This window comes from Sulfitobacter sp. 1A13679, assembly GCF_043557115.1.
Classification (GTDB): domain Bacteria; phylum Pseudomonadota; class Alphaproteobacteria; order Rhodobacterales; family Rhodobacteraceae; genus Sulfitobacter; species Sulfitobacter faviae.
In genome coordinates this window covers 121,794-146,458 of sequence record NZ_JBIFFO010000009.1, presented here as the reverse complement: position 1 = coordinate 146,458, position 24,665 = coordinate 121,794, and the positions used below count along the sequence as shown (strand labels likewise).

At 63.2% G+C, this 24,665-nt stretch carries 26 protein-coding genes; 12 read left to right on the top strand and 14 right to left on the bottom strand.

Annotated elements, in window-relative coordinates; genetic code table 11:
- Nucleotides 1–3: 3 nt before the first annotated feature.
- The 4 genes from urtC (at nucleotide 4) to aspS (ending at nucleotide 4,553) form a co-directional block, all read left to right on the top strand.
- On the top strand, nucleotides 4–1,185 hold the full coding sequence (gene urtC / locus ACGYLA_RS09360; RefSeq protein WP_394419909.1) for an urea ABC transporter permease subunit UrtC: 1,182 nt from the start codon (nucleotides 4–6) through the stop codon (nucleotides 1,183–1,185).
- Complete coding sequence (urtD, locus tag ACGYLA_RS09355) at nucleotides 1,182–1,937, top strand: urea ABC transporter ATP-binding protein UrtD (RefSeq protein WP_209219783.1); 756 nt, start codon at nucleotides 1,182–1,184, stop codon at nucleotides 1,935–1,937. The genes urtC and urtD overlap by 4 nt, the downstream gene beginning before the upstream one ends.
- A complete protein-coding gene (gene urtE, locus ACGYLA_RS09350; RefSeq protein ID WP_271692372.1) occupies nucleotides 1,924–2,619 on the top strand; it encodes an urea ABC transporter ATP-binding subunit UrtE in 696 nt (231 codons plus the stop codon). Before urtD ends, urtE begins: the two co-directional genes overlap by 14 nt.
- A gap of 158 nt (nucleotides 2,620–2,777) precedes the next feature.
- On the top strand, nucleotides 2,778–4,553 hold the full coding sequence (aspS, locus tag ACGYLA_RS09345; protein ID WP_394432074.1) for an aspartate--tRNA ligase: 1,776 nt from the start codon (nucleotides 2,778–2,780) through the stop codon (nucleotides 4,551–4,553).
- Nucleotides 4,554–4,582: 29 nt separating this feature from the next.
- On the opposite strand, the gene ACGYLA_RS09340 is transcribed toward aspS, so the two are convergent.
- The 4 genes from ACGYLA_RS09340 to ACGYLA_RS09325 form a co-directional block, all read right to left on the bottom strand.
- The gene (locus ACGYLA_RS09340) at nucleotides 4,583–5,314 is read right to left on the bottom strand and encodes a BglII/BstYI family type II restriction endonuclease (protein ID WP_394432072.1); all 732 of its coding nucleotides are present in this window, start codon (nucleotides 5,312–5,314) and stop codon (nucleotides 4,583–4,585) included.
- On the bottom strand, nucleotides 5,298–5,930 hold the full coding sequence (locus ACGYLA_RS09335) for an MT-A70 family methyltransferase (protein ID WP_067261508.1): 633 nt from the start codon (nucleotides 5,928–5,930) through the stop codon (nucleotides 5,298–5,300). The genes ACGYLA_RS09340 and ACGYLA_RS09335 overlap by 17 nt, the downstream gene beginning before the upstream one ends.
- 112 nt (nucleotides 5,931–6,042) lie before the next feature.
- Nucleotides 6,043–6,519 (bottom strand): hemerythrin domain-containing protein, encoded by a 477-nt coding sequence (locus ACGYLA_RS09330; RefSeq protein WP_067261510.1) that lies wholly within the window; start codon nucleotides 6,517–6,519, stop codon nucleotides 6,043–6,045.
- A 58-nt stretch (nucleotides 6,520–6,577) separates the two neighbouring features.
- Nucleotides 6,578–6,748, bottom strand: a complete 171-nt coding sequence (locus ACGYLA_RS09325) for a hypothetical protein (protein WP_394432070.1) — start codon at nucleotides 6,746–6,748, stop codon at nucleotides 6,578–6,580.
- 149 nt (nucleotides 6,749–6,897) lie between these two features.
- Here ACGYLA_RS09325 and ACGYLA_RS09320 point away from each other — a divergent pair, with 149 nt between their 5' ends.
- Nucleotides 6,898–7,620, top strand: a complete 723-nt coding sequence (locus ACGYLA_RS09320; RefSeq protein WP_394412634.1) for a GNAT family N-acetyltransferase — start codon at nucleotides 6,898–6,900, stop codon at nucleotides 7,618–7,620.
- Nucleotides 7,621–7,629: 9 nt separating this feature from the next.
- On the opposite strand, the gene ACGYLA_RS09315 is transcribed toward ACGYLA_RS09320, so the two are convergent.
- On the bottom strand, nucleotides 7,630–8,349 hold the full coding sequence (locus ACGYLA_RS09315; protein ID WP_394432095.1) for a response regulator: 720 nt from the start codon (nucleotides 8,347–8,349) through the stop codon (nucleotides 7,630–7,632).
- Nucleotides 8,350–8,475: 126 nt separating this feature from the next.
- Between ACGYLA_RS09315 and mce the strand changes: the two genes are divergently transcribed.
- The gene (gene mce, locus ACGYLA_RS09310; protein WP_394432068.1) at nucleotides 8,476–8,880 is read left to right on the top strand and encodes a methylmalonyl-CoA epimerase; all 405 of its coding nucleotides are present in this window, start codon (nucleotides 8,476–8,478) and stop codon (nucleotides 8,878–8,880) included.
- Nucleotides 8,881–8,882: 2 nt separating this feature from the next.
- A complete protein-coding gene (locus tag ACGYLA_RS09305; protein ID WP_271692366.1) occupies nucleotides 8,883–9,176 on the top strand; it encodes a DUF1467 family protein in 294 nt (97 codons plus the stop codon).
- On the opposite strand, the gene ACGYLA_RS09300 is transcribed toward ACGYLA_RS09305, so the two are convergent.
- The 4 genes from ACGYLA_RS09300 to trpS form a co-directional block, all read right to left on the bottom strand.
- Nucleotides 9,109–9,843, bottom strand: a complete 735-nt coding sequence (locus ACGYLA_RS09300) for an EI24 domain-containing protein (RefSeq protein ID WP_394432065.1) — start codon at nucleotides 9,841–9,843, stop codon at nucleotides 9,109–9,111. The two genes, ACGYLA_RS09305 and ACGYLA_RS09300, sit on opposite strands and share 68 nt — an antisense overlap.
- Nucleotides 9,834–10,406 (bottom strand): nitroreductase family protein, encoded by a 573-nt coding sequence (locus ACGYLA_RS09295; protein WP_394432063.1) that lies wholly within the window; start codon nucleotides 10,404–10,406, stop codon nucleotides 9,834–9,836. Before ACGYLA_RS09295 ends, ACGYLA_RS09300 begins: the two co-directional genes overlap by 10 nt.
- Before the next feature lie 9 nt (nucleotides 10,407–10,415).
- A complete protein-coding gene (locus tag ACGYLA_RS09290) occupies nucleotides 10,416–11,522 on the bottom strand; it encodes a class II histone deacetylase (RefSeq protein ID WP_394432061.1) in 1,107 nt (368 codons plus the stop codon).
- Nucleotides 11,523–11,733: 211 nt separating this feature from the next.
- Nucleotides 11,734–12,750 carry a tryptophan--tRNA ligase gene (trpS, locus tag ACGYLA_RS09285; protein ID WP_394432059.1) on the bottom strand — a complete coding sequence of 339 codons (1,017 nt, stop codon included), beginning with the start codon at nucleotides 12,748–12,750 and terminating at the stop codon, nucleotides 11,734–11,736.
- Nucleotides 12,751–12,825: 75 nt separating this feature from the next.
- Between trpS and ACGYLA_RS09280 the strand changes: the two genes are divergently transcribed.
- Nucleotides 12,826–13,512, top strand: coding sequence for a rhomboid family intramembrane serine protease (locus tag ACGYLA_RS09280; RefSeq protein WP_394432057.1), 687 nt, complete (start codon nucleotides 12,826–12,828; stop codon nucleotides 13,510–13,512).
- On the opposite strand, the gene murJ is transcribed toward ACGYLA_RS09280, so the two are convergent.
- From murJ to ACGYLA_RS09260, 4 genes are all read right to left on the bottom strand, one after another.
- Nucleotides 13,509–15,050, bottom strand: a complete 1,542-nt coding sequence (gene murJ / locus ACGYLA_RS09275; protein WP_394432055.1) for a murein biosynthesis integral membrane protein MurJ — start codon at nucleotides 15,048–15,050, stop codon at nucleotides 13,509–13,511. The two genes, ACGYLA_RS09280 and murJ, sit on opposite strands and share 4 nt — an antisense overlap.
- A 109-nt stretch (nucleotides 15,051–15,159) precedes the next feature.
- Nucleotides 15,160–15,711, bottom strand: coding sequence for a CHAP domain-containing protein (locus ACGYLA_RS09270; protein ID WP_394432053.1), 552 nt, complete (start codon nucleotides 15,709–15,711; stop codon nucleotides 15,160–15,162).
- Between the two features lie 128 nt (nucleotides 15,712–15,839).
- Entirely contained in the window at nucleotides 15,840–18,620 is a 2,781-nt protein-coding gene (locus ACGYLA_RS09265) for a [protein-PII] uridylyltransferase (RefSeq protein ID WP_394432051.1), read from the bottom strand.
- A 1-nt stretch (nucleotide 18,621) separates the two neighbouring features.
- Nucleotides 18,622–19,803 (bottom strand): penicillin-binding protein activator, encoded by a 1,182-nt coding sequence (locus ACGYLA_RS09260; RefSeq protein WP_394432049.1) that lies wholly within the window; start codon nucleotides 19,801–19,803, stop codon nucleotides 18,622–18,624.
- A gap of 87 nt (nucleotides 19,804–19,890) precedes the next feature.
- Between ACGYLA_RS09260 and rsmI the strand changes: the two genes are divergently transcribed.
- From rsmI to ACGYLA_RS09240, 4 genes are all read left to right on the top strand, one after another.
- Nucleotides 19,891–20,748, top strand: a complete 858-nt coding sequence (rsmI, locus tag ACGYLA_RS09255) for a 16S rRNA (cytidine(1402)-2'-O)-methyltransferase (RefSeq protein WP_394432047.1) — start codon at nucleotides 19,891–19,893, stop codon at nucleotides 20,746–20,748.
- Between the two features lie 22 nt (nucleotides 20,749–20,770).
- The gene (locus ACGYLA_RS09250; protein WP_209217011.1) at nucleotides 20,771–21,169 is read left to right on the top strand and encodes a YraN family protein; all 399 of its coding nucleotides are present in this window, start codon (nucleotides 20,771–20,773) and stop codon (nucleotides 21,167–21,169) included.
- A gap of 105 nt (nucleotides 21,170–21,274) precedes the next feature.
- A complete protein-coding gene (gene gshB / locus ACGYLA_RS09245) occupies nucleotides 21,275–22,210 on the top strand; it encodes a glutathione synthase (RefSeq protein WP_209217012.1) in 936 nt (311 codons plus the stop codon).
- Complete coding sequence (locus ACGYLA_RS09240) at nucleotides 22,207–23,124, top strand: alpha/beta hydrolase (protein ID WP_394432044.1); 918 nt, start codon at nucleotides 22,207–22,209, stop codon at nucleotides 23,122–23,124. Before gshB ends, ACGYLA_RS09240 begins: the two co-directional genes overlap by 4 nt.
- On the opposite strand, the gene ACGYLA_RS09235 is transcribed toward ACGYLA_RS09240, so the two are convergent.
- Complete coding sequence (locus ACGYLA_RS09235) at nucleotides 23,087–24,604, bottom strand: YifB family Mg chelatase-like AAA ATPase (protein WP_394432042.1); 1,518 nt, start codon at nucleotides 24,602–24,604, stop codon at nucleotides 23,087–23,089. The two genes, ACGYLA_RS09240 and ACGYLA_RS09235, sit on opposite strands and share 38 nt — an antisense overlap.
- Between the last annotated feature and the right edge of the window lie 61 nt (nucleotides 24,605–24,665).

Below are 24,665 nucleotides of genomic sequence, written 5' to 3'. Positions count from 1 at the left end.
GCCATGACCCAGACGCACAGCCAACGCAGTTCCTTCATCGGGCGCAATCCTTCGGTTCTCTACTTCCTCGCCGCGCTGGGCCTGTTCACGGCCCTTGTCACGGTGATGTCCGAAGCGGTCGGCACCGGGCTTGTCTCGACCTCTTTCGTCAAGACGCTGGGCAAGACCCTTTGCCTCTGCCTTGTGGCCATCGCGATGGATGTGGTCTGGGGATATTGCGGCATCCTCAGCCTTGGGCATTTCGCCTTTTTCGGGATCGGGGGCTACGCCATCGGGATGTGGCTCATGTATGCGCGCACCGAAATCATCGTGGCCGACAGCCTCGCCGGTCAGACCATCCCGCCCACGCCGCAGGAGATATCGGACGCCATCGGAAACCAGATTTTCGGGGTTGTCGGCTCATCCGAATTCCCGCTGATCTGGGCCTTTGCGGACAGCCTGTGGATTCAATTGGCCTTCGTCGTGCTGATCCCCGGCGCGCTGGCGCTGGTCTTTGGCTGGCTTGCCTTCCGCAGCCGCGTCAATGGGGTCTACCTGTCGATCCTAACCCAAGCGATGACACTGGCGCTGGCGCTTTACCTCTTCCAGAACGACAGCGGGCTGCGGGGCAACAATGGCCTGTCGGGGCTGCAAAACATCCCCGGTTTCGCCGACAGCGGGCAAGACGTGGTCTCAATCGTCTTCTTCCTCGCCTCCGCCTTGGCCCTCGCATTGGGCTACCTGTTCTTCGCTTGGATCACCGACAGCAAGCTGGGCAATATCATTCAAGCCATCCGCGACGATGAATCGCGCGTCCGTTTCCTCGGCTATCATGTGGAGAGCTATAAGCTCTTCGTCTTTACCATCACTGCCATTGTCGCAGGCATCGCGGGCGCGCTCTATTACCCGCAGGCGGGCATCATCAACCCGGCTGAGATCGCGCCCATCGCCTCGATCTATCTGGCGGTCTGGGTCGCCATTGGCGGGCGAGGGCGGCTTTACGGGGCGGTCATCGGGGCGGCGGTGGTCTCGCTCCTGTCCAGTTGGTTCACGGGAGGCGGCGCGCCCAGCATAGATCTGGGGGTCTATACGATCCATTGGGTCGACTGGTGGCTGGTGCTGCTTGGCCTGAGCTTTGTACTTATCACGCTGTTTGCGCCCAAGGGCATCGGCGGCCTCTTTGACAAACTGGTGCGCAAGTCATGACTTCTCTTTTGGAAATGTCCGGAATTTCGAAATCCTTTGACGGGTTTCAGGCGATCAAGAACCTCAGCCTCCAGATCGGGGAGCCGGAGTTGCGGGCCGTTATCGGCCCCAATGGGGCGGGCAAAACCACCTTCATGGATATCATCACCGGCAAGACGAAGCCGGATGAGGGCTATATTCGTTTCGGCGAAGACAGCCGCTCGCTCATCGGCCTGTCGGAAAGCCAGATCGCCATGCTGGGGATCGGGCGGAAGTTTCAAAAGCCCACGGTTTTCGAGGCGCAAAGCGTGCGCGAAAACCTTGCCATGGCACTCAAGAACCCGCGGGGCACCTTCTCGGTCCTGTTCTATCGCAAGAGTGCAGAGGGGGCGGCGCGGCTTGAACAGATCGCCGATGAGATCAACCTGACCGCCCATCTCTCCCGCCCTGCCGGAGAGTTGAGCCACGGGCAAAAACAATGGCTGGAGATCGGGATGCTGCTTGCGCAATCGCCGCGCCTGCTGCTGGTGGATGAACCCGCCGCGGGCATGACCGCGCATGAGCGCGAGCACACCACCGACATCCTGAAAAAGGCGGCCGAGACTCGCGCTGTTATCGTGGTGGAGCATGATATGGAGTTCGTGCGGCGGCTGAACTGCAAGGTGACCGTGCTGCACGAAGGATCGGTGCTGGCCGAAGGGTCACTGGACCATGTGACCAACAATCAGACTGTAATTGACGTTTATTTGGGGCGCACCGATGCTGGAGATTGAGAACCTGAGCCTGAAATACGGGCAATCCCAGATCCTTCATGACATCACCTTGAACGCGCCCGTGGGGCAGGTGACCTGCGTGACCGGCACGAATGGGGTCGGCAAGACCAGCCTGCTGAAAGCCATCGCCGGGCGGCATCCTTTCTCAGACGGGGCGATCAGGCTTAATGGCGTGGAATTGCAACCGGGTCGTGCGGCGCTCTCGGCCAAGGCGGGCGTCGGATATGTGCCGCAGGGGCGTGAGATTTTTCCGCTGATGACCGTGCAAGAGAACCTTGAGACGGGCTTTGCCTGCCTGCCCAAGTCCGAGCGCAGGATCCCAGACGACATTTTCGATCTCTTCCCCGTCCTCGCTGAGATGAAGACCCGGCGCGGGGGCGACCTTTCGGGCGGGCAACAACAGCAGCTTTCCATTGCCCGCGCACTCATCGCGCGGCCCAGCGTGCTGCTGTTGGATGAACCCACCGAGGGGATTCAGCCCAATATCATCCAGATGATTGGCCGCACGATCCGGCTTCTGCGCGATCGGGGGGAGTTGGCCATCGTGCTGGTCGAGCAGAACTTCGATTTTGCCTATAACAACGCGGATCATTTCCACGTCATGCAGCGCGGCCAGATCACCCAATCGATCCCAAAGGCAGAAGCGAAAAGAGAACAGCTTTTGGATGCGCTTGCGCTCTAGCTGACCCCTCAAAACGGGATCGCGCAGGACTCCGGATGGGGGTTTAGGCGCGGAAACCTCCTATTATTGTGGGGGCGCGTGGCAGCAAAGTCTTGACTTCCCGACCGTCAAACGGTGTACCTGCGCGAAACCTGAAATAGCCCTAGGAAGGGACCATCATGCACGCCTATCGCAGCCATACCTGTGCCGATCTGAGCCTTGAGAACAAGGGTGACAATGTGCGCCTGTCCGGCTGGGTGCACCGGGTGCGCGATCACGGCGGCGTGCTGTTTCTGGACCTGCGCGACCATTACGGCATCACGCAGGTGATCTGCGACCCCGACAGCCCGGCCTTCGCCGAGATGGAAAAGGTCCGCGCGGAATGGTGTGTGCGCATCGACGGCACCGTGAAGGCCCGCGACGAAAGCCTTGTGAACCCCAAGTTGCCCACGGGTGAGATCGAAGTCTACGCACGCGACATCGAAATCTTGGGTTCTGCCGCGGAACTGCCGCTTCAGGTTTTCGGCGATCAGGAATACCCCGAGGAGACGCGTCTGCGCTATCGCTACCTCGACCTGCGCCGGGAGAAGATGCAAAAGAACATGGCGCTGCGCTCTGACGTGGTGGCCTCGATCCGCAAGCGCATGTGGGATCAGAACTTCCGCGAGTTCCAGACGCCGATCATCACCGCCTCCTCCCCCGAGGGCGCGCGCGACTTCCTCGTGCCGTCGCGTCTGCATCCGGGCAAGTTCTACGCCCTGCCGCAGGCGCCGCAGCAGTTCAAACAGCTGCTCATGGTCTCGGGCTTTGACAAATACTTCCAGATCGCGCCCTGCTTCCGCGACGAAGACCCGCGCGCCGACCGCTCGCCCACCGATTTCTACCAGCTCGACATGGAGATGTCCTTTGTCACGCAGCAGGACGTCTTCGACACGATCCAGCCGGTGATCGCAGGCATCTTCGAAGAGTTCGGCGGCGGCAAGAAGGTCGACGAGACTTGGGAGCAGATTTCCTACAAGGACGCCGCGCTGTGGTATGGCTCCGACAAGCCCGACCTGCGCAACCCGATCAAGATGCAGGTGGTGAGCGAGCACTTCCGCGATTCCGGCTTCGCGATCTTTGCCAAACTGCTTGAGCAGGAAGGCACCGAAATCCGCGCCATTCCCGCGCCCACAGGCGGCAGCCGCAAGTTCTGCGACCGTATGAACGCCTTTGCGCAGAAGGAAGGTCTGCCCGGCATGGGCTATATCTTCTGGCGCGATCAGGGCAACGGAATGGAAGCGGCAGGCCCGCTGGCCAAGAACATCGGGCCCGAGCGCACCGAAGCGATCCGCCAGCAATTGGGTCTGGGCGTCGGCGATGCGGCCTTCTTCCTCGGCGGCAAGCCGAAGAGCTTTGAGGCCGTCGCGGGCCGTGCGCGTAACGTCATCGGCGAGGAGTTGAACCTCACCGACAAGGAGCGTTTCGCCTTTGCATGGATCGTGGATTTCCCGATCTACGAGCGCGACGAAGAGACTGGCAAGATCGACTTCGAGCACAACCCCTTCTCCATGCCCCAAGGCGGAATGGAGGCGCTGGAGGGCGATCCGCTCAAGGTGCTGGGCTACCAATATGACCTCGCCTGCAACGGCTATGAGTTGGTCTCGGGCGCGATCCGGAATCACAAGCCCGAGATCATGTTCAAGGCGTTTGAGATCGCAGGCTATGGCGAAGACGAGGTGCGCAAGCGCTTTGGTGGCATGGTCAACGCCTTCCAATACGGTGCGCCGCCCCACGGTGGCTGTGCTGCGGGCATCGACCGTATCGTCATGCTGCTGGCCGAAGAGCAGAACATCCGCGAAGTCATCCTCTTCCCGATGAACCAGCGCGCCGAAGACCTGATGATGAACGCGCCTTCCGAGCCCACCAGCGATCAGCTGATGGAACTGGGTCTGCGGGTCATCCCGCAGGAGTGATCCTGTCTGAATGAAACGTCGCCCCCGGCTTAACCGGGGGTGATATTGCCCGGTAGGATGCCCAGCACCAGAACCGGGCAGCCGCCGCTGCGCCCGGCGGCGATTCGGCTGATCAGCTTGTGGGTGCCGGTGGTGCTGGCTCCGAATTTCGCGCTGACGGTCTTGTCGGTCTCATTGCCAAATTTGTCCAGGCAATTGCCGAGCGATTTGAAAAAATCGTTCGACAGTTCGCGCGTGACAATGACGCCCACGTCGATCACCCCCGCTTCGAAGAAGCTGCGAAAGGCGTAAAGGTCGCGGTCGTAAGTCTGGTCCTTGCTGTTCCACTCATAGTCGAACGCCACCCGGCCGCGCCAAAAGTCGACCATATGATTGTGGATGAAGTCTTCGCTGATGATGCGGTCAACCTCGGGGGCGCTGTCGCCTTTGCCCGCGGTGAGTTGCACCAGCAGGTCGGCCTTGATGCGCACTTCTTCGTGGAAGTTCTCGGCAGCCGCATATTGCGCGAAACGGGTGGTAGCCGACATGCGGTTGCCCCCCGGCGCGCGGATTTCATCGCGGCTGATGGTGAATTGGCGCAGCACCCGGATGATCGCGGCCAGTTCCTCGGGCGCGCGCTGTTGCAGCACGGCGGCGGCGCTGCGGTAGCTGGTGACAGAATAGCGGTCGCGCAGATCGACGGGCAGCAGGTCTTCGACAAGTCTTTCGTCGTCGAAAACCGCGTCGTCGATGCGCCGCGCCAGATTACTCAGCCGCGACACTGGAATTGTAGCTGTAGGTCTTCCAATCGGGCTTGTAATCCGCCTCGGCCTGATTGCCCCAGACGGTCCACCCCTCACGCACGCCACGCCCGAAGAGTTCGAGGTAGGGGCCCCAAGAGCAGCTTTCGATCAGGTCATATTGCTCATCCGGCTTGCGCGAATGTTCGCGCTTGCGGGTTTGCAGCATGTTCACCTGCCGCCGCCCGGCGTCGAGCGTGCGCACGTTCTTACCACGCACGCCGAAAAGCAAAATCTCGGTCACATTGCGGAAGTAAAAACCCACGCCGCGCCCATCACTGCCGCCATCCTTGCGGATTTTGTGCCAGATGATGTTGGATTTATACTCAAACCCCCAAGCCTTGAGCACCTGCAACCCTTCGGGCAGCAGCGCATTTGGCACCCACATGTAGCAATGCGCGCGGTCTTCGAGGTGATCGGCCACGGGCAGGGCGCAGATATCCTCAACCGTCATCGTGGGATAACGGGCCAAGCGCTTATGCTCGGGCGCGACCTTTCCGGTGCGATTGGTAAAGCGCCACGGCGGGTCCGCCATGACGCATCCAAACCGGTCTTTGCCCAGAAAGTCGCGTAGGTCTTGTGATGGATTATCGCTCATATCCAATATATTGCGTTCCCTCGGGCTTTCTTGCAACCGCAACCTGCCCGGCGGGGCTGGATATCCACAAGAACGTTAAGGGAACACATCTAGCAGGGAAGAGCGGCTTGGGTCAATCCTCAAGGCTGTCTTCGCGCTTTTCCTCGATGAGTTTGGCTTCCTTTTCCTTACGCTTCAGGAACTTGTCGCCGAAGGCATCGTTCTGTTCCTCGCCGATAACCTTTTTCGCGCGGGTAAAAAGCTCGTCTTCTTCCTCATCCATGTGATGCTCGTAATCGTGCTTGAGCTGCTTGAAACGAGTCAGCCAAGCCGAAGAGGACATATCGGTTTCGCGCAATTCCTCCATGATGTCGTCAAGCTGCTGGTGCTCATGCACCGAATGGCGGGCGTGATCTTGGCCCCATGTCTCGGACATCAGCGTGGAATAAAAGGTCTCTTCCTCGGCGGCGGCGTGGGATTTCACGTCATGGTAAAAACGGTCCCAAGCTTTGCGGCGCTCGGCGCTGTCGCCTTCGGTGTCGGCAATGGTGTTCAACAGGGCGCGGTGTTCATCATGATCTTCTTTGATCGCGTCATAGATGGAGGGCATGGGGAAATCCTTTGGTGTTACCTGTGGCTAACGCCGCAGCCACCGGCAGGTTCCCGCCTTAGAAGACCGTGCCCTGCGCCGCTTGGCTGGCAACCTCTTGGAACAGCCCGCCGGTTTGCGCGTGAAATGCGGCCAAGGCGACGACCACCAGTCCAAGCGCATTCGCGCCCACAACGATCCAATCGACCGGCTTTGCGGGTGTCGCGCTGTCCTTGATGTGCTGGCTCATCTCACCCTCCCGGGCCTTTGCGGTTGCGACGATGCTGAAGGCTGATTGTGGCATCAATGTGTAGCTTGGAGGCCAAGACTGGGGTCTGATGCGATTATTTCAAGTTTATTCAGCTTGGCGGCTCGAAAACGCCGGTGCATAACTTTTCCATGAACAGTAAATCTGACCCGCGCCCCGTTGGGCCCCTTGTTGAGAATTGGTCCAAGCCGCCGCGCCCGGGGGGTGACGTGCTCACCGGCCGTCATGTAGTGTTGGAACCGCTGTCGGCCGAGAAACACGCGGCGCTGCTCTATCCCGCCTATCTGGGGGAGGATCACGTTTGGGATTATCTGCCCTACGGGCCATTCTCGTCGGCGGCGCAGTACCACCGTTGGGTGCGCGACAATGCGGGAAAGGCCGATCCCTATTTCATGGCGGTGAAAGACCGCGCGCGGGACCAATGGCTGGGCGTGGCGAGCTTCCTGCGGATCAAGCCCGAGGCGGGCAGCATCGAAGTGGGCCATATCAACTTCAGCCCCGCGCTTCAGCGCACCCCGGCGGCGACCGAGGCGATATTCCTGATGATGCAATGGGCCTTCGAGGCGGGCTATCGCAGATTCGAGTGGAAGTGCGACGCGCTCAACCGTCCGTCGCGCCGCGCGGCGCAGCGTCTGGGGCTGAGTTACGAGGGTGTCTTTCGGCAGGCGACCATCGTCAAGGGGCGCAACCGCGACACGGCTTGGTTCGCCGCGATCGACACGGAATGGCCCGCGCTGAAAGAGGCGTTCGAGGTTTGGCTTGCCCCCGGCAATTTCGACGGGCAGGGGCAGCAAAAAGAGCGGCTTGGCGATCTGACCCGCCTTGTCCGGGTGGCCAGGGATCCGACGCTTTAACCCGTCAGGCTAGATCGCCAGCCTTTCAGTAAGGCGGTGCCGGATCATCCCGGTGATGGCTGCGGTCTCAGGCCCCGCGGGTTGGCCGAGGGCGCGTTTATGGGCCAAGGCGCGGGCGGCTTCTTCCAAACGTTGGTCATTGGCCGAACGGGCCACCCCGCACAGGAATTGCGCGACGTAATCCAGCGTTTGATTGTCGGGCGCATCCCCCAGCACGTCAGCGATATGGGCAATGTCATCTTGGAAACCGATCCGGTCCGGGGTCACATCCTCATCCGGCAGGATGCGCGGCCCCCGGGGGCGGCGGTCGTCGGACAGCGCGGCGAGGATGGCTTGCTGAAAGGAGGACAGCGAGGTGATCGGCTTGGACAGGAAGCCATCCACCCCCGCCGCACGGGCGTCAGGCTCCATATGGCTGTCGCCGGAAATGGCGATGATCGCCTCGACCCGTGGTGTGCTGTGAACAAGTTCGGCAATCAGGTCCAACCCGCTGCCGTCGGGCAGGCCAAGGTCGACGAGAGCCACGGTAGGGCGGTAAACCTGCAAATGCCGCCGGGCCGAGCGCAGGCAATCCGCCCGTCTGATCCGCGCGCCGGAGCGCAGGCAGAGCAGGCGCATCGCCTCACAGGCGAAACGGCTGTCTTCCACCACCAGAACGGTAAGGCCCAGCAGAGGCCGCTCCGCCGTGGGGGTGAGGGTCGGTCTTTCAAAGGGGTCGGTATCGTCCATCATCGCCTCCATCAACAACTGCTGCGCCATCGTTACGCCGCGTTGGCTAATGACGCGTTAACGTGACGCATTGTTGTTTACCGGGGTGACGGGCATAAAGCTGGCAAATCACGAGGAGCATTCAGGATGATCGGACGTCTTAACCATGTGGCCATCGCCGTGCCGGATCTCGAAGCGGCGGCGGATCAGTATCGCCACGCGCTTGGTGCCAAGGTCGGCGCGCCGCAGGCCGAACCTGACCACGGGGTCACAGTGATCTTTATCGAGCTTCCGAACACCAAGATCGAATTGCTGCACCCCTTGGGCGAAGACAGCCCGATCAACGGCTTTCTGGAAAAGAACCCCGCAGGCGGCATCCACCACATCTGCTATGAGGTCGAGGACATCATCGCGGCGCGGGACCATCTGAAATCCACCGGCGCACGGGTCCTGGGCGCGGGCGAGCCGAAGATAGGCGCCCATGGCAAGCCGGTGCTGTTCCTGCACCCCAAGGATTTCAACGGCGCGCTCGTCGAGCTTGAGGAGGTCTGATCATGGGGATCGTTTCGGGGCTCGTCCTCTTTGCCGTCATCTGGTCGATGACCTTCATGATCGCCCTGCCGATCCGCGTGCAAACCCAAGGCGACGCGGGTGAGGTGGTGCCGGGCACCCATGCGGGCGCGCCAGAACAGCATCATCTGGGGCGCAAGGCGCTGTGGACCACGCTGGTCGCTGCGATCATCTGGGCGATCAGCGCCACAATCATCCTGTCGGGCTGGATTAGCGTGGCGGATATCGAAGGTTGGCTGCATCCGAATGCGGCACCAACGCATGGTACAGGTGGGTAAAGGTCGCCGCCCCTAGGATCGGGATCAGCAGGTTCAGCAGCGGCACCGAAAGCGGCACCGCCATCAACACCCCTGCCATCCAGATCGTGCCCGCATGGCGGCGACGCAGGCGCTTGGTCTCGTCCCGCCCGTGGCGGCGCAGCGCGGCGAGGGTGAAATACTCCCGCCCCAGCAGAAACCCGTTCAGCCCCCAGAAGATGAACAGCGCCGCTGGGGCGAAGAGCAGATAAAGCACCAGCGCCAGCAGGTTCGCCCCCACCAGCACGCCCATGAAATTGACCGTGTCGCGGATGGCGTCGCCCATGCTGACTTGGTTCGCGGGGGGCAGATGGGGGTAGTGCACCTCTTCCACCGCATCGGCCACCTCATCGAGAAACATCGAGGTGATCGCCGAGGCCACGGGCACCATCAAAAAGACCGAGAGCACCATGAGCAGGATCAGCGCGCTCCAACTCAGCAGATCGTCGAGCCAGTTGACCTCGCCCAGCACGGGCAGCCAAGCGTCTTCGGGGGTGACCCAATCCACCAGATAGGCAAAGCCCGCCGTGGCCGCGATCAGCAGCGCCAGCGACAGGCCCACGCCCAAAAGCACCACCTTGCGAAAGCGCGCATCGCCCAATTGGCCAAGCGCGCGGGTGAATGACCTGAGGATCGCGCTTACAGCCATGTGGTGATCCCGTCGATGTCCGGGCGCGGACGCTCCGGCGGCGCGGTGGTTTCGGTGCCAATGTGAATGATGCCCGCAATGCGCTCATGCGGGGCGAGGGCCAAACCCTCTTCCATAAAGCCCCGGTCATGGGCGGGCCAACCGCTCAGCCAATTGGCGCCCCAGCCTGCGGCGAGGGCGGCATTCAGAAGCGCGAGGCAAACCGCCCCGGCGGAATAGGTCTGCTCCAGCGGCGGAATTTTGGGAGAGGGCTTTTGCACCTCGATCACGGCCACGGCGAGGTTGCCCTGATCGAACTGGCCACGCCCCTTGGCAATGTCCTCGGCCCCAAGGCCAAGCGCCGCGCCGCGTGTCTCGACCACCTCGGCCAAACGCGCCATCGCGGCACGGTGGATGACCACGAAACGCCAAGGCTCCAACTTGCCATGATCCGGCGTGCGCGCAGCGGCGGTGAGAAGCGGGCGCAGGGCCTCGGCATCGGGCACCGGCAGGCCCAGTGTCTTGGCCGGGCGCGAGCGGCGGTTTTGCAAAAAGGCGAGGGCGGAAGGGTCAGCTACGGGCATCGGGGTCTCTTACAGGTCCAGTTGCTGCGCCATATCGTCAATCGACTGGCGGAGAAAGGCATCAAAGGCGGGCGAGGGTTGGCGCGCATTCAGCGACCGCGCCATCGGGTCCGGCGCGTCAATCGCGCTGCCGCTCAGCGCGGCGATCGTGGCATGACCGCAGAAGGGGACATAGGCCTCGGAATAGCCGCCCTCATGCACCAGCACCAGCTTGCCATCGCAAAGCCGCTCGGCGGTGCTGCGGATGCGTTTGGTCATCTCGGCAAAGGTTTCGGCGGTGGCCTGCATTCGCGCCAGCGGGTCGATGATCGCCGCGTCATAGCCGCAGGCGACGATGATTATGTCGGGGGCGAAAGCCTCGATCGCCGGGATCACCACGCGGTCCATCGCATGAAGGTAGGCGGTATGGCCCGAGCCTGCGTGCATCGGCAGGTTAATGTTATAGCCTTCGCCCGCCCCGCGTCCGCGCTCCGTCAGGCCGCCCGTGTCGATGGGGTAATTCCCTTCTTGGTGGAGCGAGATGGTCAGCACGTCATCGCGGTCATAATAGATCGCCTCGGTCCCGTTGCCGTGGTGCACGTCCCAATCCAGCACGACGACGCGCTTTGCCAGCCCCTTGGCCAGCGCGGCCTCGATGGCGATGGCGATATTGGCGAGAAGGCAGAAACCGTTGGGCAGATCCGGCAGGCAGTGGTGCCCCGGTGGGCGGCTGAGGGCATAGGCATTCTGTAGCTCGCCCCGCGCCACGGCATCGACGGCGGCGAGGGACAGCCCGGCAGAGAGCGCCGCCAGTTCATAGCCGCCACAGGCGAAGGGCACCGCATGGCCCAGCTCACCGCCCCCCGCATCCGAGAGGCGCTTGAAGTCATCAAGATAGGTTTCGGGATGCACCCGCGCCAAGGCCTCACGGCTGGCGGGGGCAGCGCTGCGGGTGTCGAGTTCGGCGAAGAGCCCCGTCACCTCCATCAGGTTCTTCATCCGGCGCTTGGTCTCGGGGTTTTCCGGCAGGCCCCCGGCGGCGAGGGGCTGCACCAGCCCGCCCACCGGCATGGTAAAGACGTAGTTGCCCCCTGCGTGCCAAAAGCAGCGTTCGTCCCAGAAAAAACCTGTGGTCATCTTGTGCTCCCCTTCATCCTTGCGGGGAAGGTGGCGTAGGGCGGCGGGATTGTCCATGGCGCGGGGGCTCACGCGGGCGGTGGCGCGTGAGGTGGGTGCGGGATTTGGTATTTGAGAAAGGATGAAGGGGGGGGAAGGGTGCGCTTTGGGTGGAAAGCGGGGGGCTTGGGGTGGCCCTAGCGCCTTTGGGGGGCGCTAGGGGTTTTGGTGGTTAGTCCACCATGCCGACGATCTCATAGGTGCGTTTGAGGATCGGGGCGGTGATCTCGCGCGCTTGTTCCGCACCGCGGGCGAGGATGCGGTCGATCTCGGCCGGGTCGGCCATCAGGCGCTGCATTTCGGCGGTGATCGGGCCCATTCTGGAGACGGCCAGCTCCGCCAGCGCAGGTTTGAAGGTGCCGAATTGCTGGCCGCCGACCTCCGCCAACACCTGATCGACGGTGCGGTCGCTGAGGGCGGCGTAGATGTTCACGAGGTTGCGCGCCTCGGGGCGGTCCTTCAGCCCCTCGGCCTCGGACGGGAGGGCGTCGGGGTCGGTCTTGGCCTTGCGGAACTTCTTGGCGATCGTGTCGGCATCGTCGGTCAGGTTGATGCGGCTCGCGGGCGAGGGGTCGGACTTCGACATCTTCTTGGAGCCGTCGCGCAGGGACATGACGCGGGTGGCCGCGCCTTCGATCACCGGTTCGGTGAGCGGGAAGAAATCGACGCCGTAGTCGTGGTTGAACTTCGCGGCGATGTCGCGGGTCAGCTCTAAGTGCTGTTTCTGGTCCTCGCCCACCGGCACATGGGTGGCGTGGTAGATCAGGATGTCGGCGGCCATCAGCGCGGGGTAGGCGAAAAGGCCCAGCGAGGCGGCTTCGGCGTTTTTTCCGGCCTTGTCCTTCCACTGGGTCATGCGGCCCATCCAGCCCATGCGCGCGACGCAGTTGAAGACCCAAGCCAGTTGCGCGTGCTCAGGCACTTGGCTTTGGTTGATCAGGATGGATTTTTCAGGGTCGATGCCCGAGGCGATGAAGCCGGCGCAGAGCTCGCGGGTGCTTTTCTTCAGGTCCGTCGGGTCTTGCCAGACCGTGATCGCGTGCAGGTCCACCATGCAGTAGATCGATTGCACGCCTTTTTCCTGCGCATCGGCGAAACGTTTCAGCGCGCCGAGGTAGTTGCCCAGATGCAGGTCGCCCGAGGGCTGAATGCCGGAAAACACGCGCGGGGTGAATTGGGTCTCGGACATCTGGAGGCACCTCTGGGCTGGAAAGTCTTGCGCGGCAGGCTTACTTCTGGCCGCGAACCCCGTCAAGGAGCGCCCATGCAAGACCCAGACCTCCAGCCCCCCGTGAACCCGCTGCCGCCCGCGGTTGTCATTCTGTTTCTGGCCATCGCCGGGGTCGAGGTGGTGCTCTCTCTGGCCGAGGCCGGGCTGGTGGGCGGCCCCGCTGCCGTGGGCTGGCGGCTGGCGCTGGTGCGCGACTTTGGTTTTTCGGGGCTGATCTTTGACGCGATGCTTGGCGCAGGCCAGTACCCGATCGAACATATCTGGCGGGTGGTGACTTACCCCTTCATCCATCTGGGCTTTACCCATGCGCTCTTTGCCGTGGTGCTGCTATTGGCTCTGGGCAAGATGGTGGCCGAGGCGATGGGGCAACTGGCCTTTCTGGTGATCTTCGTGCTGTCGGGCATTGGCGGGGCGTTGGTTTACGGCGCGCTATTGAACGATCCGGTTTGGCTCGCCGGGGCCTATCCCAATGTTTACGGGCTGATCGGCGGCTATAGTTTCGTGATGTGGCGGCGGTTGCTGGGCTCGGGCGGGCCGCAGTATCAGGCCTTTACGCTGATCGCGCTGCTGATGGGGCTCCAGCTGTTCTGGGGTATGTTTTTCGAGACTGGCTTTCTCTGGGTGGCGGAGCTCGCCGGGTTCATCTGTGGTTTCGGGCTGAGCTTTCTGGTCGCGCCCGGGGAATGGGCGCGACTGCGGGCGCGGTTGCAGCACCGTTAACCGCGCCGCATTGCCGATTTGAACTCGGACAGGCGGAATGCGCCGATCAGCTGGCCGACGCCGAAGTAGTTGACCGCAGCGATCACGAGCAGCAACACCAGCGCCAGCCCGCGCCACCACGGCAGGCCGAGCATCGGTTGCAGCGCCGCATTGCCCAGCCAAAGCGCGACGCCCATGGCGGCCGAGGCAATGAGGACGCGCCAGATGCGTTTGTGGAAGCGCGCGTCGAACTTTACCGCATCGCCAAAGCGCCGTGCGCCGATCGCGAGGCAGGCAAACATCGTCCAGCCTGCCAGCGTCGTGGCGACCGCCGGGGCGATCCAGCCGATGAAGGGGGCAAGGCCGATGGCGAGCGCCGCGTTCACCACCATGGCGATCACGGCGAAATGGAAGGGGCGGCGGGTGTCTTCGCGGGCGAAATAGACCGGTTGCAGGATTTTTTGCAGCACGAAGGAGGGCAGGCCGAGGCCGTAAACCATCACCGCGGTGGCAATCGCGGCGGTGTCATCGACGCCCGAGGCGCCGCGCTCGAACAGCACGGTGACCAGTGCGAAGGGGATCACGATCAGCGCGACCGAGGAGGGGATCGTCAGTGCCAGCGAAATCTCGGCGGCGCGGCTGAGCGCGGTTTGCGCGCCTTCGTCGTCTCCGGCCCGCAGGCGGCGCGACAGGTCGGGCAGCAGCACGATGCCCACGGCGATGCCCACCACGCCCAAGGGAAGTTGATAGAGGCGGTCGGCGGCGAAGAGCCATGAGACGGCCTTGTCATATTGGCTCGCCACCAATTGCCCGACCACGAGGTTGATCTGCATCACGCCCGAGGCCAGCGCGGCGGGCAAGGCAATGACGATCATCGCGCGCATGTCGGGGGTCCAGCGCGGGCGGGAGGGGCGCAGCGGGAAACCCGCTTGGGCCGCGGCGCGCCATGTCAGCGCCAGCTGTGCCACACCGGCGACCGGGATCGACCAGATCAGCCAAAGCGCCACTTCGCCCCCGGTGAGCGCGGCGAAGGTCATGGCGGCGATGACGAAGATGTTTAGCAGCACCGGCGCTGCGGCGGCCACGGCAAAGCGTCCGGTGGCGTTGAGGATGCCCGAGAACAGCGCCGACAGAGACATGCAGAGGATATAGGGAAAAGCGATGCGGCCAAAGGCGACCGTCATGTCGAAGCGCGGGTCACCGACGAAGCCTTCGGCGGTTAGCCAAACCAAGCCGGGCATGAAAATCATGCCCAAAGCGGTCAGCGCCAGCACCACCAACGATAGGCCGTTAAACGCATCGCGGGCGAATGTCCCGGCGCCTTCCTCGCCCTCCAGCTTTTTGGCAAACATCGGCACGAAGGCCGCGTTGAACGCGCCCTCGGCAAAGAAGCGGCGGAACATATTGGGCAGGCGGAACGCGGCGACGAAAGCGTCCATGACCGGGCCGGGGCCAATGAGCGACAGCAGCAGCACTTCGCGCAGGAAGCCGAGCACGCGGCTTAGCAGGGTCCAGACCCCGACAGTGAAAAAGCCGGACATAAGACGGATAGGTTTCATCGGAGGAGCCTTAAATTGCGCTGCGGTGATCCCTAGCGCGGGCGTTCACCCGGTGCAATCGCGGTGAGCGGCAGGAAATGCCCCGCCGCCCGCCGTGGCAAGGCGGCGCTTATCCCCCCGTGGGGTAGATGAACCCATTGATCGGATAGGTGCTGCCAAAGGCGCCCGGCTGGCTTTCCAAGCGCACGGCGGACCAGTCGTTGTCGTCGGAGACGTCGATCACCGCCATTTTGAGCGAAACCTCGTTGCGCTTCCAATTGGCGTGATCCACCCGGATTTCGCGGGGTGAGACGATGTCGGAAACCACAGCGATATGACCCATCGGCATGGAGCGGGTGGCGCTGAAGGCCATCACGGCACCGACGACGGGATCATCGCCGCGCGGGTAAAGCCCCTTGGCCTTGCCCCACCATGTCTCAGCATTGCCGCGAATCTGGATGCCGCTGACATTGCGGGCGAAGGGCACGCACCAAACGCGCTGGCCCTTGGCGCGCATGTCTTTGGCGGTCTGCACGGCCATGAAATGACGCTGGGGATCGATGCCGCCGAGATCGTAGGTCTGCGGGATGTCAGGCGCTTTGGCGCAGGCTGCCGTGAGAAGAAGTGTGGCGCAGAGGGCCATCAGGCCCCGGTTCGGCAGTGCGGCGCGTGTCACGCTCATATGTCCCTCATTCATGGAAACCCGTCTCAGCGGCGGGTTGAAAGGATTTTGAGGATCTGGCGCGCAAAGCAAAGCGGCCAAACATCGGGGTGGCGAAAATTCGCCGGTCGAGCGGGGCGCGGGGGAACTTAACCCTCGGCCCGCTCAACCCCTGCGGCAATCGCTTCGCGCAGGCGTTTCTCCAAGGTGCGCTGTTTGGCCTCGGTATAGTATTTCAGGCCGAACATATCCTTGACGTAGAAGGTATCGACCACCTGTTCGCCATAGGTCGCAATCACCGCATTGGCGATATAGACGTTGGAGGCTGCCAAGGTGCGCGTCAGATCATAGAGCAGACCCGGCCGGTCGCGGGTGTCGACCTCGATGATCGTGTAGATCTCGGAGCCTTCGTTGTCGAAGGTGATATGCGTGGGCACCTTGAAGGCGCGTTCGCGTTTTTTCACCTTATCGCGGGATTTCAGTGCGTCACGGGCGACGATCTCACCGCGCAGGGTCTTGAGGATCATCTCGCGCAGACGCGGCAGGCGGCTGGCCTCATAGGGCTGATCCTCGCTGTCCTGAATCCAGAAAGCGTCGGTGACGAAACCGTCCTTCGTGGTGTAGCTGCGCGCATCCACCACATTCGCGCCGACCAGCGCCAGCGCCCCGGCGAGCCGGGCGAAGATGCCGGGGTGATCGGCCATGACGAAACAGGCCCGCGTCGCACCGCGATCTTCGTCCGGGTGCAGGTCGATACGGATATCGTCGTTGCCGATATCGCGCAGCAGTTCCGCAAAGGCGACATGGGCGGTGACATGCAGACCCTGCCAATAGGGCGGATAGTGGCGGGCCGTCTCGCGTTGCAAATGTTTGCGCGGCCAATCGGAGAGCGCGGCGCGCAGGGCTTTCTTGGCCTCCGCGCCTCGGTTTTCGCGGTTGAGGTCTTCGAGCCCGGTTTCCAGCGCCCGCTCGGTCTGGCGATAGAGCGCGCGGATCAGCACCGCTTTCCAATTGTTCCACGTATTCGGCCCGACGCCACGAATGTCGCAGACCGTCAACACGCAAAGCAGGTCGAGCCGTTTGACCGTCTGTACCGCCTTGGCAAAGTCGCGCACCGTGCGCGGATCGGCGATGTCGCGTTTCTGCGCCATGTCGGACATCAGCAGGTGATAGCGCACCAGCCATTCCACCGTGTCGACCTCATCGCGTTTCAGCCCCAGCCGCGGTCCGATGCGCCGCGCCAGTTTCGCACCGATGATGGAATGGTCCTCGGGCCGCCCCTTGCCGATGTCATGCAGCAGCAGGGCCACATAGAGCACCTTGCGGTTCACCCCGCGTTTCAGGATCGAGGAGGCAACGGGCAGTTCCTCTTCCAGCTCGCCCTTCTCGATCCGGGCGAGGTTGGCGATACATTGGATGGTGTGTTCGTCCACCGTGTAGGAATGATACATGTTGAACTGCATCATCGCGACGATCGGCTCGAACTCAGGGATGAAGGCGCCCAAGACGCCCAATTCGTTCATCCGCCGCAGGGAGCGTTCGGGGTTGCCGTGTTTCAACAACAGGTCGAGGAAGATGCGCCGGGCTTCGGGGGTGCGGCGCATATCATCGTCGATCAGCGCGAGGTTAGCCTTGATCAAGCGCATCGCATCGGGGTGGATCAACATGCCCGTGCGCAGCGCTTCTTCGAAGATGCGCAACAGGTTCAGCTTGTCTTGTAGAAACTCTTCGTCGTCCTTCACCGCGATGCGGTTGTGGACCACCTGAAACCCCTCGCGGATTTTCGGGCGGCGGCGGAAGATGCGTTCCAGCAGCGGTTCGGCCTTCATATGGGACGCTTCGAGCCCGCTGACGAAGATGCGCGTCAGATCCCCCACCGCGGTGGCATGGCGGAAATAGGCCTGCATGAAGATCTCGACGCCCCGCCGACCGCCGATGTCCTGATAGCCCATCGCTTGGGCGACCTGCACCTGCATGTCGAAGGTCAGCTGTTCCGTCGCGCGCCCGGCAATCAGGTGGAGGTGCCCCCGCACGGCCCAGAGAAAAGCCTCGGCCTCGCGGAAGGTGTCGTATTCATCGGCGCGGAACACGCCGAGATCGACCAGATCCGCGACCCGATCCACGTCATGGATGAATTTGGCGATCCAGAACAACGAATGCAGATCGCGCAGCCCGCCCTTACCTTCCTTGACGTTGGGCTCGACCATATAGCGTTCACCCTGTTTCAGGTGGCGGTTGTCGCGCTCTTCCAGTTTCGCTTCGATGAAATCCTTTCCCGCGCCTGAGAAAAGTTCGTTCTTGAGCCGTTCGGAAAGCTCTTGCGCAAGGGACACATCGCCGTCGATGAAACGGTTTTCCAGCAGGGCGGTCTGAATGGTGAAATCATCCGCCCCCAGCCGCAGGCAGTCTTCGATGGTGCGCGTGGCGTGGCCGACCTTCAGCTTCAAATCCCACAGGATGTAGAGCATCGATTCGATCACGCTCTCCGACCATGCGGTGGCCTTGTAGGGAATGAGGAACAGCAGATCGACATCGGAAAAGGGCGCCATCTCTCCCCGGCCATAGCCGCCGACGCCAATCATGGCGAGCCGTTCACCCTCGGTCGGGTTCGGGTTGGGGTGCAGCACCTGCGTGGCAATCTGCAAGACGCAGCGCAGCAGTTGGTCGGTGAGATAGGTGTAAGAAGAGGTCATCGCCCGCGCATCGAAGGGCGATTCAGCAAAGCCCGCCGCGATGGCTTTGCGGCCCGCCTGCTGGGCTTCTTGGATCAGGGGAACGATCTCGGCCCTGAGGGCCGCGCCCTCCAACGTGCTGTCGCGCTGGGCGAGGGCCTGCCAGATGGCCGTGTCGTCAAAGATTTGCTCGGGCGCGCAAATCAGGCGCGGGTGTCGACGCGCGCCTGATGTTGTTGTCGGTTTCGCGAGGTCCAATTCAGAAACCAGCCCCGCCAAAGCCGCGCGGTGCCGGGTCGAGCACGACGACGCGGTTGTCGCGGATCGTGGCCACGGCCAAGGCGCGTTCGTTGGTGCCGTCGCGGCGCAGGCGGAAGATGCCGCTGGCGCCTTGGAAACCCGCCCCTTGGGTCAGCGCGGCCCCGGAAAGCGCGTTGGATTTGCCGCCCTTCACCAAGGAGCCGATTGCCGCGATCCCGTCAAAGGCCAGCCCGGCCAGAGGGTGCGGATCACTGCCATAGGCCGCGGTGTAGTGGTTCGAGAAGGCACCGCTCGCCGCCGTGTCGGGCAGGGCAAACCAGCCGCCCTGAACGCCGGGCAGTTCCAGCGTTTGGGCGGGGATGTCCCACCGGGTCAGGCCGACATATTGCGTGGTGGCCGATTGAATGCCCGCCTCGGGCAGAAGCTGCGCGAAGAGCGGCAGAGCACTGGCCGAGGAGGTGGTGAGGAAGAGCGCATTGGCGCCGCTGCCTTCGACGGTTGCTTTGACGCGCGGCACGGCGGCCACGACCGACTCTTGGCTCAGCGCGTAATCGACGGTGCCTGCCAGCGTCGCGCCATTGGCGCTGATCGCTTGAACGATCGCGTCACGGCCCAACTGTCCGGCAAGGTCCTGACCATGCAGCACGACGATTTTGTCTTTGCCATTGCGCTTGGCAAAGCTCACCAACCGGTTGGCGGTATTGGCAAAGGTCGGCCCGAGCACGAAGACATTGCCGCCCGCGATGGTCGGGTTGTTCGAGAAGGAGATCACATTGACCCCGGAGGAGGCCACGGCCACCCCAGCCGCATTGGCCGCTTCGCCGTAAACCGGGCCGAGGATGATCTTGGCCCCTTCATTCACCGCCTGCGCAGCGACGGATGCGGCTGTGCTGGCATTGCCTGCGGTGCCATAAACGCGCAGGTCGATCTGAACGCCGTCCAGATCGCGCATCGCAAGACGCGCGGCGTTTTCGAGGTTCTTGGCCAGCAACTCATCACCGGCCGTGCCGCCCCGCGGGACCAAGAGCGCCACGGGGACGGGGGCCGCAGGGTCAATGCGCGGGCCGCCGGAATTGGCGCCGCCCGTGGCGACAGGCTGACAGGCCGCCAGCAGGACCGCGAAGAGCGGCAGCAAAAGCAGGTGCATCTTCTTGCGGATGGCGCGGAAACAGGCAATCATTTGTATTCACTCCCCGGTGGTGGCAAGACGACGATGGTCGCCGGAACATGGCCGCGATCATAGTGACTGCGAAAGGCGGGTCCAGCGTTGAAATTTGACAAGACAGAGCTAGCCCCGGGACTTTATTTCGTGGGCGTCCCCATCGGCACCGCACGCGATATCACGCTGCGCGCGCTCGACACGCTGGCCTCGGCGGATTTGCTGGCGGCAGAGGACACGCGCAGCCTGCGGCGGCTGATGGAAATTCATGGGGTGCCGCTTGATGGGCGCAAGGTGCTGGCGCTGCACGATCACAGCGGCACATCGGTGCAAGAGCGGCTGATCGCGGCCATCCGCGAGGGCAAATCTGTCGCCTATGCGTCGGAGGCGGGCATGCCGCTGATCGCCGATCCGGGGTTTGAATTAAGCCGCGCCGCAGCCGAAGCGGGCGTGATGCAGACCTGCGCGCCGGGACCATCGGCCGTGCTGACCGCGCTGGCCTTGGGCGCCCTGCCGACGGATGCATTTTTCTTTGCGGGCTTCCTGCCCAATAGTAAATCGGCACGCATCGCGGCGCTGGAAAAGCTGCGCGACGTGCCGGGGACACTAGTTTTCTACGAATCGCCCAAACGGCTCGGCGCCATGCTGCGCGATGCGGCAACCGCACTGGGCGCGGGGCGTAAAGCGGCAATGTGCCGGGAGTTGACCAAGAAATTCGAAGAGATTCAGCGGGGTACCCTAGAAAACCTCGCCGAGCTTTATCAAGCGAAGGCTCCGAAAGGCGAAGTGGTCGTGCTGATCGATCGCAGCCGTTCAGACTCTGTTAATCACCTTGACCTAGAAACAGATTTGCAACGGGCGCTTACAGAAATGTCGATGCGTGACGCTGTCGATTTGGTGGCGCAGGCCCATGGCCTGCCACGGCGGCAGGTCTATCAAGCGGCATTGGCGCTCGGCAAAGGTTAGAACGCGGATCGGAGCAATGAAAATGGCGCAGGGTGATACGGGGATACGAACTGCGACCAAGCGCCAACGGGGGCGCATGGCCTATCATGCCGGGATCGCCGCCGAGAACCGCATCGCGCAAGACTATGAAAGGCGCGGTTTTGCCATCGCCCGCCGCCGTTGGCGGGGCCGCGCTGGTGAAATTGATTTGATCCTGCGCGATGGGGCTGCCTTGATCTTTGTCGAGGTGAAACAAAGCCGTAGTTTCGCACGGGCCGCCGAAAGCCTTTCTGCCCGACAGATGCAGCGCATCTACCGCTCCGCCGAGGAATTTCTTGCTGGCGAACCTGCAGGAAGCCTGACCGAGGTGCGCTTTGACGTGGCGCTTGTCGATGGGCAGGGGGCCACCGAAATCATCGAAAACGCCTTTGGCCACGGCTGACCCATTGCGCATAGGCCCCTGCTGCGCCATCTAAGAAGCGATCCCAGAAGCCTGCACCGTCGGTCCGGGTCGGATCACGACAAAGGTAAGCAGCGGGGGACGCCGATGAAAATCGCCTTTCAAATGGACCCGATCGGGGACGTGAACATCAATGCCGACAGCAGCTTTCGGCTGGCCGAAGAGGCGCAGGCGCGGGGGCATGAGCTGTTCTTCTACACGCCCGACCATCTGGCGTACCAAGAGGGGCGGATCACCGCGCGGGGCTATGACTTTACCGTGCAGCGCGTGCAGGGCGATCATGCCCGGTTCGGAGAAGAGCGCGAGGTCGATTTGGCGGATTTCGACGTGGTCTGGCTGCGCCAAGACCCGCCTTTCGACATGCATTACATCACCTCGACCCACCTGCTGGACCGGCTGAAAGAAACCACCTTGGTGGTCAACGACCCTTTTTGGGTCCGCAATTACCCCGAAAAACTTCTGGTTCTCGACTTCCCCGATCTGACGCCGCCCACCACGATTGCGCGTGATCTTTCGACCATCAAGGCCTTCAAGGCGAAGCATGGCGATGTAATTCTGAAACCGCTTTACGGCAATGGCGGGGCCGGTGTGTTCCGGCTGGACGCCAATGACCGCAACCTCACCTCCCTGCATGAATTGTTCACCGGTTTCTCGCGTGAGCCGCTCATCGTTCAGAAATTCCTGCCTGCCGTGTCCAAGGGTGACAAGCGCGTCATTCTTGTGGACGGGGAGCCCGTGGGCGCGATCAACCGCGTCCCGGCGGAGGGCGAGACGCGATCGAACATGCATGTCGGCGGGCGGCCTGAGAAGGTCGGGCTGACCGAGCGCGATCTGGAGATCTGTGCCGCCATCGGGCCATTGCTTAAAGAAAAGGGCCAGATCTTTGTCGGGATCGATGTGATCGGTGACTATCTGACCGAGATCAACGTGACCTCTCCCACCGGCATTCAAGAGCTGGAACGGTTCGATGGCGAGAATATCGCCGGAAAAATCTGGGAGGCGATTGAGGCCAAGCGCGGGTGAGCCTGCGCCAGCATCTTCTGAACCGCTACCTGCGTCTGACAGAGAAACCTTTGCTGGCGCATGCAAACCCGCAGTTCCTGCGGGCCACGATGGAGATGCAGGCGCGGCTCTTTTTCAAAGGGCCGCGCGAGGTGCATGCGGAATGGCGTGATCTGCCGGGGGCGGGATCGGCGCTTTGGCTTACGCCGCCGCAGGCCTCGCAAGGGCGTGTGATCCTCTACGTTCATGGCGGCGGGTTCGTGTTTGGCAGCCCGGAGACGCACCGGGCGATGGTCGCGCGCCTATCTCTGCTGACTGGCGCGCGGGCGGTGCTGCCGCGCTATGCGCGCGTGCCCGAGGCGGCCTTTCCCAAACCTGCGCAAGACATCCGCGCGGCGTGGGATGCGCTGTGTCAAATGGGCATCGCCGCGGGGGATATCGTGATTGGCGGCGACAGCGCGGGCGGCGCGCTGGTTTTCGATCTTTTGGCGCAGCTTTGCCGCGAGGGGGTGGCGCTGCCTGCTGGCGCCTTTGGGCTTTCCCCCTTGTTGGACCTGACGTTTTCAGGCCCGAGTTTCACTCAGAATGCCGAAAGCGACGTGTTGTTGCCCGCCGCCCGCGCGACGGAAATGGCGCGGCTCTATCTTCAGGGGCAGGATGCGGAGAGCCCCCGGGCGAGTCCCATTCTCGCTGATTTCAAAGGCGCACCGCCCGTCTGGCTCACCGTAAGTGACAGCGAAATCCTGCGTGATGACAGCCGCCGATTGGCGGCCCGTCTGCGCGAAGCGGGCGTGTCGGCCACCTTGCAGGAGGTCCATGACCTACCGCATGTCTGGCCGCTGTTTCAGAACCACCTGCCCGAGGCGCGGCAGAGCCTCGCGGCCCTCGCCGATTGGATCAATGCCCTGCCGTCGGATCGGGCAGGCGAAAACTGATCGCCTCGGCCATATGGGGGCGGCGGACCTCGGGTTCCCCCGCAAGGTCGGCGATGGTGCGCGCGACACGCATGACCCGGTGATACCCGCGCGCCGACAAGGAAAACCGTTCTGCTGCGCGCAGAAGCAGCGTGCGCGCTTCGGCATCCGGGCTGACGACGGTTTCGAGCAGGTCACCCGCCGCATCAGCATTGGCCGAAATCCCGTCATGCGGCGCGTAGCGCGTGGATTGAAGCGCCCGCGCGGCGGCGACCCTTGCCGCGACCTTGGCCGAGGTCTCGCCGTTGGCGGGCAGGTTGAGGTCGCTGTAGCTGACGGGCGGCACGTCGACGCGCAGATCGAACCGGTCCATCAGCGGGCCGGAGATACGCCCGAGATAGTCTTCCCCGCAAGCCGGGACACGGGCGCAGGCGCGGGCCGGGTCGGGCAGGTAGCCGCATTTGCAGGGGTTTGCCGCCGCGACGAGCATAAAGCGGCAGGGGTATTTCACATGGGCATTGGCGCGCGCGATCATGACCTCGCCGGTCTCGATCGGTTGGCGCAGGGTTTCGAGGACGGTGCGGTTGAACTCGGGGAACTCATCCATGAACAGCACGCCGTTATGGGCCAGAGATGCCTCCCCCGGACGCGCCTGCCGACCGCCGCCGATGATCGCAGCCATGGAGGCCGTGTGATGCGGCTCGCGGAAAGGGCGGCTGCGGGAAATGCCACCCTCGTCGAGCAGCCCGGCGAGGGAGTGGATCATCGAGGTCTCAAGCGCTTCACCTGCCGTCAGCGGCGGCAGGATGCCGGGCAGCCGCGCGGCCAGCATGGATTTGCCCGACCCCGGCGTGCCGACCAGCATCAGGTGATGCCGCCCGGCCGCGGCGATCTCCAACGCGCGTTTGGCGCGTTCTTGGCCTTTGACCTCGCGCAGGTCGCGACCCGCCAATGCGAGGGGCACCTCGCCCGGCTCGGCGGGGGCGATCGGCACCTGCCCGGTGTAGTGGCGCACCACGTCGCCCAGATTGGCGGCGGCGATGACCTGTGTCTTGCCCACCCACGCGGCCTCCGCCCCCGACCCTGCGGGGCAGAGCAAGCTGCGGTCCTCGGCGGCGGCGGCCATGGCGGCGGGCAGGGCGCCGACCACGGGCATCAGTGTCCCGTCGAGCGAAAGCTCCCCCAAGGCCACTACATTCTGGGTGATGTCATCCGGCAGGATATCGAGGGCCGAGAGCAGCGCCAGCGCGATGGGCAGGTCGAAATGGCTGCCTTCCTTGGGCAGGTCGGCGGGGGAGAGATTGACGGTGATGCGTTTGGACGGCAGCGCGATGGCCAAGGCGCTGAGCGCCGTGCGCACCCGGTCGCGGGCTTCCGACACGGCCTTGTCCGCCAGTCCGACGATCGAAAAGCCTGGCAGCCCGGCGGTGACCGCGCATTGCACCTCGACGATGCGCGCGTCGACCCCTTGAAATGCGACCGTATAGGCCCGCGATACCATTACCCCTGCTCCGTCTTGCTATGGTTAATCGGTAGGCAAAACGGGTTTAGGAATGGTTAAC

Coding starts and splice junctions, on each gene's coding strand:
- gshB (WP_209217012.1), top strand. CDS start 21,275: ATGAAAATCGCCTTTCAAATGGACCCGATCGGGGACGTGAACATCAAT.
- ACGYLA_RS09300 (WP_394432065.1), bottom strand. CDS start 9,843: ATGGCTGTAAGCGCGATCCTCAGGTCATTCACCCGCGCGCTTGGCCAA.
- ACGYLA_RS09335 (WP_067261508.1), bottom strand. CDS start 5,930: ATGAGCGATAATCCATCACAAGACCTACGCGACTTTCTGGGCAAAGAC.
- ACGYLA_RS09320 (WP_394412634.1), top strand. CDS start 6,898: ATGAACAGTAAATCTGACCCGCGCCCCGTTGGGCCCCTTGTTGAGAAT.
- urtC (WP_394419909.1), top strand. CDS start 4: ATGACCCAGACGCACAGCCAACGCAGTTCCTTCATCGGGCGCAATCCT.
- ACGYLA_RS09305 (WP_271692366.1), top strand. CDS start 8,883: ATGGGGATCGTTTCGGGGCTCGTCCTCTTTGCCGTCATCTGGTCGATG.
- ACGYLA_RS09325 (WP_394432070.1), bottom strand. CDS start 6,748: ATGAGCCAGCACATCAAGGACAGCGCGACACCCGCAAAGCCGGTCGAT.
- ACGYLA_RS09270 (WP_394432053.1), bottom strand. CDS start 15,711: ATGAGCGTGACACGCGCCGCACTGCCGAACCGGGGCCTGATGGCCCTC.
- murJ (WP_394432055.1), bottom strand. CDS start 15,050: ATGAAACCTATCCGTCTTATGTCCGGCTTTTTCACTGTCGGGGTCTGG.
- ACGYLA_RS09290 (WP_394432061.1), bottom strand. CDS start 11,522: ATGACCACAGGTTTTTTCTGGGACGAACGCTGCTTTTGGCACGCAGGG.
- ACGYLA_RS09280 (WP_394432057.1), top strand. CDS start 12,826: ATGCAAGACCCAGACCTCCAGCCCCCCGTGAACCCGCTGCCGCCCGCG.
- urtE (WP_271692372.1), top strand. CDS start 1,924: ATGCTGGAGATTGAGAACCTGAGCCTGAAATACGGGCAATCCCAGATC.
- ACGYLA_RS09235 (WP_394432042.1), bottom strand. CDS start 24,604: ATGGTATCGCGGGCCTATACGGTCGCATTTCAAGGGGTCGACGCGCGC.
- mce (WP_394432068.1), top strand. CDS start 8,476: ATGATCGGACGTCTTAACCATGTGGCCATCGCCGTGCCGGATCTCGAA.
- trpS (WP_394432059.1), bottom strand. CDS start 12,750: ATGTCCGAGACCCAATTCACCCCGCGCGTGTTTTCCGGCATTCAGCCC.
- ACGYLA_RS09260 (WP_394432049.1), bottom strand. CDS start 19,803: ATGATTGCCTGTTTCCGCGCCATCCGCAAGAAGATGCACCTGCTTTTG.
- urtD (WP_209219783.1), top strand. CDS start 1,182: ATGACTTCTCTTTTGGAAATGTCCGGAATTTCGAAATCCTTTGACGGG.
- aspS (WP_394432074.1), top strand. CDS start 2,778: ATGCACGCCTATCGCAGCCATACCTGTGCCGATCTGAGCCTTGAGAAC.
- ACGYLA_RS09295 (WP_394432063.1), bottom strand. CDS start 10,406: ATGCCCGTAGCTGACCCTTCCGCCCTCGCCTTTTTGCAAAACCGCCGC.
- ACGYLA_RS09250 (WP_209217011.1), top strand. CDS start 20,771: ATGGCGCAGGGTGATACGGGGATACGAACTGCGACCAAGCGCCAACGG.
- ACGYLA_RS09330 (WP_067261510.1), bottom strand. CDS start 6,519: ATGCCCTCCATCTATGACGCGATCAAAGAAGATCATGATGAACACCGC.
- ACGYLA_RS09315 (WP_394432095.1), bottom strand. CDS start 8,349: ATGGACGATACCGACCCCTTTGAAAGACCGACCCTCACCCCCACGGCG.